Source organism: Microvirga sp. jy35, from assembly GCF_056148915.1.
Genome location: NZ_JBWBEW010000079.1, coordinates 1 through 9,411 on the forward strand (window position 1 = coordinate 1; position 9,411 = coordinate 9,411).

Below are 9,411 nucleotides of genomic sequence, written 5' to 3' on the forward strand. Positions count from 1 at the left end.
GCATGCCCCAGCCTTGCATGTACACGGCTCAAAGGGAATCCTCAATCGGACTCTTCTGTCAGGCGGAAACCACTAGCAGCCTTGCGACGCGCTCGGTAGTGTCAATGGACACAGCCTTCCGGTTGGCTGCAATCAGCCGCTTGAGCTCGCGCTAGAGCTAGTCCATTTGGCTCAGTTAAGGCACTTGCTAAGGCAACACACGAACGACCAATCGTTCGTCATGTAATCTTGTTGTTCGAGAGTGGCCAGTCGTGTCAGATGCTTTACTCGCATTTGAGCAAGCTCGGGCTCACTTCCAAGGCGTACCGAAGAAAGTGGGGTCTCCCCGGGGACTATCCGATGGCTGCACCCGCCGAGAGAGCGTTTGTGGCCGTACGCGAATGCTGCGGACATTTGCCCTGCCGCAGAAGAGGAAGGCAGAGAAGCTGCCATCGAGACGGGTGATCAATCCCGCCGGTGATATCAGTTCGTCCTGTCTGAGGCCAGATTCAGGCAGAGGAGACGAAACCGTCCCCAGGGTTCAACTCTGGGGAGCAGCCTTTTTGGAAATCCCTCGGGCTACATACCGATCAGGAGATGCAATCTTTCGCCTGTCCTGCTCCCGTGCGCGTATGGTGCGCCTAAGGTATCAGTCCCAACAGTCGTGATTGGTCGCTGCGCTTCGCCATTATGATCTGTGTTGGGTCGGAGTTGCTGTCCTGCGGTTGAACGGGCTGGATGAGCGTCCGCCCGTCCTCGCTTTGATAACGTAACGGCCAACTTGAGGCAGGGATGTCCTTGGGTCGACTGATGTATCTCCAGAGGGTTCCATCATATGGAAAGGGGTTCTCTTTCGCCCACGCCCAGCGTTCCACTGTGCGCGCCGGATGCAGACAGCAATCGTCCAGCCATTGTCGATAAGCCTTATCGAGTGATTGGAAGTCTAGGGGAACTGGAGCCTTTGGAGAGGCGATCTCGATCGGGGGCATCCATGTGCCTTCCGTGATCTCTGCGAAAGGAAAGTCTTCATCGCTCTCAGGGCTTGAGGTCTGGGCAGGATGCTCCTCAATATCTACATTCTCAGGCTGCCGCTCATTGTCATCTGTGATGCTCTCATCAGCTTGTCGGTTCCATTCGGCAACGATACCGGCCAGGCCGAAAACCTCCAGCAACTCACGAGGCATCGTGGTCCATTGTTGCGCTGACATGCCGAGAAAAACGGGCTCGGGCTTGGTGCTACCTTCCTCGCCGACGAACCAAATTTCTTTCAAACTGGCGAGGCGCTCGACTTCTGCTGACGGCAGGCTCAGCATACCAGCGGGACGGGTGTGCTCCGTCGCGTTGCGTTCGATCTGGAGCACGGCCCGCTCAAACCGGTTCATGAGCTCCTCAGAGGCACGCTGGTTTTCCAACATCAGTTCCGCGAGAGCTACGCCCTCGGCGGCTTTCTGCTTGAGCCGTTCCTTGTGGTTTCGCTGCCGCTCGGCATTGGACAAAGCCACGAGTCTCTCCCTGTTACTCACGGGCTACGGAAAAGACTGCGTTACTAACAACGGTTTAAGAAAAAGCTAACAGCACCGAGTCGAGGCAAAGCAAAGCCTTTGGCCGTTGCGGTGGTCGGGTGCAACTCGCGTGGAGTCCGGACGAGGCTCAACTCCACCGTTTGTATGCAGGCTCCTTCTGCAACTTACTGGGCTCAATTCCTCAAATGTTGTGGGTCCAGCATTTCGCTGCTCTTTGATGCGGGTCCACCAGGATCGTGACTGACGGAACTCGGTGCAGGCTCAATACCTCAGTTTCGACGCAGTGGGTGTGGCTCTTCCGATGTTAGTAACGCCTGCTCAGTGTGCGATGCTGCTGAAAAGCCAGCTCGCCAATGGTCGCGGTTCTCGGCTGTTCGTTCCGTTGGTCGTGCTTGGCGGCTTCGGCATCATCCAACACCAAGCGGGCTCATACAACTATCACTCAGCCCCGAGTACAGAGATTGTTGTTACTAACGGATAGGCGAGGGAGGTCATCTTCCCGTTATAGCGAGGCGCTGCTAGCGCGGGGTTGGGGGGTAAGGCTCAATACCGTAAATTGTGTGGGTTGCTCGCGGACGGCATGGTCGAGGCTCAATACCTCAGACTCTCCGCATGCTTCCTTTGGCTTGTGCCTGCCACACACCTTGCCCGCCATACTGTGGCCGTTAGTAACGGCTGCCGCCAAGGCTCAATACTGTAGTTTGTGTGGGTTGCTAACGACAGTGAACTCCCGGGCTCAATTCCTCAAATATTGTGCATCGATCTTTTCACTGATCTTGGATCCTCGGCTGCGTCAGTGCAGATCCTTTCGGCTCGTGCCTAGGCACGAGCCGATCCGGGCTCAATACTGTAGTTTTGACGCAGAGCGTGCAAATCGATTGTCGTTAGTAACGCACGCTCGCTGTCCGTTGTTACTCACAATCGAGTTCTAAAAGGCGGTGATAGCCAGTGGTGCAGCTTCGGCATGATCCGGCGCTGGGTGCACTCATAGATCTGAGGCCCTGTTTCCAGGCAGACATTCCGTTACTAACGGGATTGGCCAAGAGCGCAATCCTTCCGATGTGCTAACAGATCGACACAGCCTTGTGATTTGTTGGCCAGCGCATTGTTAGCGCTGGGTTTCGACGAAAGCTCAATACTGTAGTTTTTATGCGTTACTAACGATCGATAGGTTTGAGGCTCAATACCGCAAACTGTATGCATGGCATCCTAGGAGCTCCTACGTCCGCCCAAGCCTCGCGCCTGATCTTCGTTAGTAACGACCTGTGAGGCCGAGGCTCAATACTGTAGTCTCACGTCGGCCTACGCCCTCCCGTCAGGCGCAGCGATCCGTCAGCGCTGGTGACCTTCGGCTGGTCAAGGTTGAGGTTCCCGAGCTTCCAGGACTGAAGGACCACAGAGGTGCTCCCGACCGCCTTGGGCTTCACGCCGCCCTCAGCCACACGCTCAATGGTCAGCGTCTTCCCGCTCCAGTCCAGCAGGAGACGGTCGTCCGGGCCGAATCCGGCCTGGTCCCACAGATCCCGCGGCAGGCGGATGGACGTGTAGAACCGGTCCGAACGCTTAGCGTCTGGAATCGACTTCACCACAATGGGCGCGGAGCCAGTTTGACGGATTTGAGCCTCGGTCTCTGTCGAACGTGGGCTCGCCCTCAGGCGCTCTTTCGCACTGGACGCCTTCCGCGGTTCTGGATCTGAGCCGAGTTCAGGATCCTGCGGTTCAACAGGTTCAGCCTCGCGCGTGAGCGGCTCTTCTGCCTTCGAAGGCTCTGGCTCAGGAGGGGAGGCGCTTGGAAGGGACTGGATCGCGCTGACCACCTCCCGCAGGCCGCCGGCAATCCCGTCAGCCGATTGAACCATCAGGGGTGCGAGCCGCGCGATGGCCTCCATCTGCTGACCTCCGAGAGCCACCAGCTTGCCAATCTGCTCCGCCATGAGCTCCATGGTCGAGCGGAGGTCCTTCAGTTCTTCGGCCATTCCCGTCAGGGCCTGTTCCACCGCGCGTGACAGGGCGGGGGCTGATCCGGTCTGCGGAAGTGCCTCCGGAGCGGAGGGGCGAGGGGGCTGCACGGGCTTGGGGCGGAAGACCTCCGCGGCGAGGGCTTCGGACTTGCCCAGGTGGCGGGCCAGGATATCAGCGGTGTCCCGGGACCGCTTGTCCGCTGGGGCGCTCACGCCATTTGGAGGGGTGGCAGTATCTGGCGACTTCTGGGGACCTGCGCCGTTAGACGGGCGGGGCTGCTGAACCTCTCGGGGTTTTGTCAGGCAAGCTGGACACAGATCATAGGCCCGCTCGCGGCCGAGAAGCCAGCCGCGCTCTTTGAAGTAGCCTTTGATGAGGTCGTCACCGGCAGGCCTGCCGGCCTCGTAGGTGTCTGTCTTGGGGCACCCGGAGCATCGGGCGGTGAACCGGTACTTGGACGGGGCGCCACCGGTACGGGTGATCTGCGGCTCAAACTGACGTGCGATGCCAGGCATCTGGCGTGTCCTATAATAATCGAGAGGGGCTTTCTGACTGAGAACGAGTCTCGTGGCCGAGTGCTATTTCGACAGGAAAGCAGCTGGAGGTATGCGGGAGCAAATAAGACCTTACTGGAGGTTTTCCAAGACCTCTCACGATAGAGCAACCACCGACGTCCAAGGGAGGCCATTCTGGACCCTTCCGCTCGAAGGGTGGCGCCATCTCTCCGGGTGGGGTGAGGTTGCCCGACGGTTCGATCGGGTAACAGCTCATTAACCATACTTGCCCATTCTTCTCTCGTGCTCTGAGGCGGTCACAGAGCTGTTTCCCACAAGGCAAGCAGATGATGTTCAAGATCCTCACCGATGCAGTCGATGAGAAGCTCGCGTTGATTGCACCCGTCTTACGAAAGATTGAGCAGGATGGTCACAGTGCTGATCTGCGCGATCTCGGTTCTCATCTCATTCGTGCCCTACGCCTGTTTGAGCGCAACCCCGGCATTGAGGCTGCTGCCGATGATCTGTATGCGGCAGCGGCGGCGCTGGTTGGAGAGAACATGAAGCTCTCGCAGCCCAGCGCAAGAGGGCGGCGCCTTCTCAACGATGCTCATCTGCGCTTTTGCAGCCGGCTCGAAGCGGCCGCGGATCGTCTTAAACCTTATGAGTATCTGGTTGTCCCGGATTTCTCAGTTCGCCAAGCGGCCTGACGAGACAGGCTCTGCCGCTTGAGGTTGTTTTTCTAAGCTCATCTCGTGTGCAGGGGACGTAAGATCAAGCCAGGGAATCAGCAGCTTTTTCGAGCAGAGCCTGAAACGAAGGCTGGTTCTTCTGCCCGACCACAAAAGCGTAAAGTCGGAGACTGGAAGCTGTTGCTTCATCCTTCTCACCCTGGGCGAGCTTGGCGGCCGCTCGGTCCAGCAGTTCAGCCCAATCCTTCTCACCCTGGCCCAGTAACACCGCTGACCACAGGCCCAATTCACCGGAGAGCATCTTGTGGTCAGGCATGGGTGCCCTCGCTCGTATGTGCGGCCTCGACGCTATCGCCACCACGGCAAATCAAAGAGCGCCTCGGCTGAATGAACCGGGCGGGGTTCTCAGCCGAGGCGTGTGCGGTGCCGGTTGCAACACCACGCAACCACTCTAGTACTTACCGGGTAAAGATCTCGTTTCCAGGTGTGTCAGCTGTCCTGTGACACTGGGATTCAGGTGCGAGTGAGTGTGTTGAGCAGCAATCTATACTCTAGGTGACTACACGATCCGAAAGACCTGGCCAGTGGTCGCATCACGGTAGAGATCAACCTTCGTGCCGTTCCAGTGATAGTCGAGATGCCGACCTTGGATGGGATTTGCGACACAGTCCGGATGGAACAGCCCGACACACTCACCACCTGAATAACGAACGCTTGGGTAGACTATTCCATCCGAGTCTGAAGCACGGAGCTGAAAGCCTAATGCTTGGCTCGGCTTGTAATCGCCGGGCAGGAGCAATCCCGATTGGGCGACCTCGTTGCTCCTCAGATCATGAAGGTGTGCATTGATCTCGAGTACGATTTCCCGAAATTGAGAGGTCCATCCAGCGGGTTCGTTCGTCCGGGCCATGAACTGTCCGTGGTGATGAATCGTCTCGAACAGGGCGACTTCAAAGGTGTTACCCGCGTAAAGCACTCCAAATGTCCCATCGCTGAAGCGGCTGGGTCGATCGGTGCTCACATGGGTAAAAGGCGCCATGAGATAACTCGCGCCAAGGCCGGCGACGCGGTGTTTCTCGGGGACAAGGTCGAGATTGCCGATGGTCTCCATCAGGCGCGGATTGGTCTTCTGCTCCGCCGATATAATGAGGGGCCAATCGGCTGGGTCTGCAATGTCCTCGAAAAGGTCGATCGGTGGAAAGATGCTTCGGATGATCCGAACTGAGCCACACCACCTGACTTCAGAGACGGGAATCGAACTTATGTCGATCACCAGGTGCCCCGCTCCGCGTCCAGGTAGCGGCGTACGCGCATCAGGTCGGTGAGTTCACCACCGAGCATCACCTCAAGGGCAGATCTTTGTGTGAATGCAGAGTTAGGCTTCCTGATCCAGGTATAGCCACGCTGCGGTTCGCGGAAGATAATTCGCAAGGCTTTATGGATGCCCATGAGATTTGAAAGCCGGGCCTTACCGTCGCGATCAATGCGGCCGATCTCGCCAGCCTTCCAGCGCCGGTACGTACGCACCGGCAGGTCGAGCAGGGTTGCCGCCTCTTCGTCTGTGATGTCCCACAGGCGGAACAGGTTGAGTGTTGCGCGAAACATCGCGGCGGCCTCTTCATCGGTGATCGGTGAGGGCCGGAAGTCCTTAGGTACGGTGTCAATAGGCAACAAGGTAGCCATGGCAGTATCTCCTATATGGCATTACATACTGAGGTTAATGCCATATGGCAACATACTGTTCCTCGTGCCTGCCCGGATGTGAAACGGGAGTGTCCTCCTAGGATTGCAACGCTGAGAGTCAATTAACCTTGCTGTAAGCGCCATCAGTAATAATCGAGCGCATGATGGTCGGGTCGTAGCTGTAGGCTATCTCACCGCGCTCGTTAGCTAGGCTCAAGAGGATGTAGGGCGGAGTTCATTCAGCCTTCGGTGCAAGTCGACTGACTGCAATAAAGATTGCCGTTGAGCATCGCGTGTTGTGCTACGTCATGAAGTTTCAATTGCTCCTGTATTGCCAGGAGACGGGCTGTCGGTACTAAGGATGACTGCACAGAACTGTCCCTCATGAAGTAGGAACACGGCATCAGCCTAGGATAAACCCTAATCTGACGTCGCTCTCTTAGGCCATCAATGACCCAGGTCCGATGGCGGGTTGACGTAAAGGTAGTCGAAATCCCGATGTGAGCCGGCTTGGTGCCTTATTCACCGAGGAGTTGATCCAACTCCGTCTGGGTGAGCTTGCGCACCCTTCGATCGGGCGTGAACTCACAGATGTTCCCGTCGTCGTCCGTGAAGTACACAGGTTTTCCTGCGCTGAGGTGCGCCTCGACTGCGTCTGAGGTGGCTTGCTTGGCGGCGTCCATGAACTCGGCAGTCCACTCAGGGCTACCGACCACAACTTTCTGAACCAGCTTTTTCTCTGCCCTCACGGGTATACTCCATGTTCGATCTGGATAAGGAGCCGGAGGACTGGATCGATCTTGCCTTGGAAGATCAGGTCCAAAGGAGTAGCCTGCAGCACGTGATTATGCCTGACCAGCCACAGCACGCCCAGATCACCGAAGACCTCGTGTGTCCTCCCAACGACGGTAGCGATCTCCGGCTCCTTTGAGTGACATGAGTTGCTGATTCTTTTCTTCGAGATGGGCGATCGCCTGGTCGACCATAGGGTCGAACTTCGCCGCCGTATAGGGCGTGAATGCTTGTGCTCCATCGTCATTTATCTGCGTCATGAAGCGCGTGCCTCTGTCCGTCAGCTAGACAGCAGAATCGTCCGATTTGATCGGCGTGGTCAGCAACGTTCGTTATATTCTTATTAACCATCCTGGGCGGAAGATGGCCGGAGCTGCAAGGCAGGCGGGGAGTGCGCGGATGTACCGCCTCCTCGCCTTTTGGCTCTCGGCAGCGTCGTCACCTCAAGGAGCCAAGCGTGAACGCGATCCTGAAAGAGCGCATCGGAGAACGGGTAAGCGCTCTCAAGATCTCGTGGCGCAGGGCCCCCCTGGAAGCAGGCTTCGAGGCGGGGTTCATCCAGGACATCATCACGGGTCGTTCGCAGCATCCAGGAGAGGATGCTTTAGCGAGCCTTGCTTCCGTGCTCAAGTGCAGCCCGGCCTATCTTGCGGGCCAAAGCGATGACCTTGCTGGAGTATCAACTGCTCGCGGTACCATGGTGTCAGCTTCAGACACTGTACAGCGGGCCGATGCGGTGATGGCACTGAGGATTGTCGACGAACTCCTGGCCGGAGGGCACGTTGAGGCGGCTCGCGTTGCTGTCAGGCGCGCCCTCAAGGCGATTGCTGTCGAATAGGAGACCCAGCCTGATTTGCCTCAGGCGAGATTGGGGAGTGAGCCTCGTAGCCTTACCAATCGCCGATCGGCTGGCTACACTCTCGTGATGTGGAGCAGGAGCGAACCATGCAGTTCAGCGTTGGCGATGTCGTACATCTGATTGCTTATCCCTCTCATCGGATGACCGTTGTCGAGGTCGATGGCTGCGAGATCACCTGCAGATGGTTCGAAGGAGCTGCAGTCAAAGAAGGCATATTTCCGTTGCACATCATCGCGAAGGAGTTTCATCCTCATACGCCTACCGTTCCTGCCTAAGGGCAGCTCACAACCCTTACCTCAGGTAGCGCCAGGAGTGCCCGAGCCTGAAGAGGAGCGTGCTTACTTGCCAGCCGCTTTCTTCGAAGGTGTACGGCGCTTCGGCTTTACGGCCTCCATAGGTGCCGCGACTTTCTCGTCCGAGGAAGCTGCTTTTGCGGCATTCTTCCTCCGCATCTGGCCGAGGCCGCTGCTCCTGGCGAGTTCAGAGCGCTTGGCAGCATAGCTGGGTGCAAACAACGGGTAATCGGTCGGGAGACCCCACTTTGCACGGTACTCCCCGGCCGTCAGTCCGAGCTTGCCGAGGTGGCGCTTGAGCGTCTTGTACTGCTTGCCGTCTTCAAGGCTGATCAGAAAGTTGGGCGTGATGGACCTCCTGATCGAAATACGTGGCTCTGGCTTCTCAGGCTCTGCCTGCTTCGGAGCAGCGAGACCTTGCAGTGCAGCGTGCACGGATGCAATCACGTTAGGCAAATCGCCCCGATGAACCGAGTTGTTCGCAACGTAAGACGAAACGATGTCGGCGGTGATGCTGGCGAAATCTAGCTGCTGGTCAGGCTGATCCATAACTCATCCAATACTAGGGGAGGTAATGCGCGATCAGTTAGCCGATTACATTGCGGCGTCGAGGCCGGCCTCCGAAAAATGGCCCGATGCCCCTGGGGACGTAACCGGCACAAGTGGGGAATTTAACTTCGGCGCTTCTGAGGACGATTCAACCGGCATTGACACTATGATTGCTTGGCGCAGTGGTCCATCTTCTCCACTGTTCAACGTTTGGATCTGGGCTGCTGCCTTGCTGTTGGGAAACCGGCAGAGGAAGCGCTTGGATGTGAAGCTTCGGTCTGGATGAAGTCGGTATTGATCAGAGCGACAACCTTCCGGCCCAGCGCCTGATCCTCTTCAATGTTACCCGTGTCGAGGATCTCGAGCCGGATCTCGAAATCAGGGTCACAAATGGGAATGGCCGAATCCTGCTCGTCACCGTCTCCCAGGCTATTCAGGAACCAGCCCTCGTCTGGATTCGGGTCTTCTGGATTGAGACCCGCATTCAGGCTCTCGACAAGATACTTCGCCAGACGATCGTTGATCCTCGTGCCATCGTCTTCGCCAAAGATGATCCGGGGCTCGCCTTGAGGATCCCGAATGACG

Annotated in this window: 12 protein-coding genes and 1 pseudogene; 5 read left to right on the forward strand and 8 right to left on the reverse strand. The window is 57.4% G+C overall.

The genetic code is table 11. The features are described 5' to 3' along the window. Positions 1 to 204 precede the first annotated feature (204 nt). Positions 205 to 444 (forward strand): annotated as a pseudogene (locus tag AC0QTX_RS26700) (MucR family transcriptional regulator); the annotation flags it as partial. A gap of 176 nt (positions 445 to 620) precedes the next feature. Here the strand turns inward: AC0QTX_RS26700 and AC0QTX_RS26705 are convergent. Further along, positions 621 to 1,481 carry a hypothetical protein gene (locus AC0QTX_RS26705; RefSeq protein WP_474606822.1) on the reverse strand — a complete coding sequence of 287 codons (861 nt, stop codon included), beginning with the start codon at positions 1,479 to 1,481 and terminating at the stop codon, positions 621 to 623. A 1,313-nt stretch (positions 1,482 to 2,794) separates the two neighbouring features. After that, positions 2,795 to 3,979, reverse strand: a complete 1,185-nt coding sequence (locus AC0QTX_RS26710) for a hypothetical protein (protein ID WP_474606823.1) — start codon at positions 3,977 to 3,979, stop codon at positions 2,795 to 2,797. A gap of 326 nt (positions 3,980 to 4,305) precedes the next feature. Between AC0QTX_RS26710 and AC0QTX_RS26715 the strand changes: the two genes are divergently transcribed. After that, a complete protein-coding gene (locus tag AC0QTX_RS26715; RefSeq protein ID WP_474606824.1) occupies positions 4,306 to 4,668 on the forward strand; it encodes a hypothetical protein in 363 nt (120 codons plus the stop codon). Between the two features lie 64 nt (positions 4,669 to 4,732). On the opposite strand, the gene AC0QTX_RS26720 is transcribed toward AC0QTX_RS26715, so the two are convergent. From AC0QTX_RS26720 to AC0QTX_RS26735, 4 genes are all read right to left on the reverse strand, one after another. Then, positions 4,733 to 4,966 (reverse strand): hypothetical protein, encoded by a 234-nt coding sequence (locus AC0QTX_RS26720; protein WP_474606825.1) that lies wholly within the window; start codon positions 4,964 to 4,966, stop codon positions 4,733 to 4,735. Between the two features lie 243 nt (positions 4,967 to 5,209). Continuing rightward, positions 5,210 to 5,761 (reverse strand): RES family NAD+ phosphorylase, encoded by a 552-nt coding sequence (locus AC0QTX_RS26725; RefSeq protein ID WP_474606826.1) that lies wholly within the window; start codon positions 5,759 to 5,761, stop codon positions 5,210 to 5,212. Positions 5,762 to 5,919: 158 nt separating this feature from the next. Then, positions 5,920 to 6,333: an MbcA/ParS/Xre antitoxin family protein gene (locus AC0QTX_RS26730; RefSeq protein ID WP_474606827.1), complete on the reverse strand. Its 414-nt coding sequence runs from the start codon at positions 6,331 to 6,333 to the stop codon at positions 5,920 to 5,922. Between the two features lie 518 nt (positions 6,334 to 6,851). Then, entirely contained in the window at positions 6,852 to 7,082 is a 231-nt protein-coding gene (locus AC0QTX_RS26735; RefSeq protein WP_474606828.1) for a hypothetical protein, read from the reverse strand. An 11-nt stretch (positions 7,083 to 7,093) separates the two neighbouring features. Here AC0QTX_RS26735 and AC0QTX_RS26740 point away from each other — a divergent pair, with 11 nt between their 5' ends. From AC0QTX_RS26740 to AC0QTX_RS26750, 3 genes are all read left to right on the forward strand, one after another. Continuing rightward, positions 7,094 to 7,264, forward strand: a complete 171-nt coding sequence (locus tag AC0QTX_RS26740) for a hypothetical protein (RefSeq protein WP_474606829.1) — start codon at positions 7,094 to 7,096, stop codon at positions 7,262 to 7,264. A 318-nt stretch (positions 7,265 to 7,582) separates the two neighbouring features. Further along, positions 7,583 to 7,963 carry a hypothetical protein gene (locus AC0QTX_RS26745; protein WP_474606830.1) on the forward strand — a complete coding sequence of 127 codons (381 nt, stop codon included), beginning with the start codon at positions 7,583 to 7,585 and terminating at the stop codon, positions 7,961 to 7,963. A gap of 107 nt (positions 7,964 to 8,070) precedes the next feature. Beyond that, positions 8,071 to 8,259: a YodC family protein gene (locus AC0QTX_RS26750; protein WP_474606831.1), complete on the forward strand. Its 189-nt coding sequence runs from the start codon at positions 8,071 to 8,073 to the stop codon at positions 8,257 to 8,259. 63 nt (positions 8,260 to 8,322) lie between these two features. Here AC0QTX_RS26750 and AC0QTX_RS26755 read toward each other — a convergent pair whose 3' ends face one another. Beyond that, positions 8,323 to 8,826: a Ros/MucR family transcriptional regulator gene (locus tag AC0QTX_RS26755; RefSeq protein WP_474606832.1), complete on the reverse strand. Its 504-nt coding sequence runs from the start codon at positions 8,824 to 8,826 to the stop codon at positions 8,323 to 8,325. A 203-nt stretch (positions 8,827 to 9,029) separates the two neighbouring features. Next, on the reverse strand, positions 9,030 to 9,411 hold a 382-nt coding region (locus AC0QTX_RS26760), incomplete at its 5' end, for a hypothetical protein (RefSeq protein WP_474606833.1).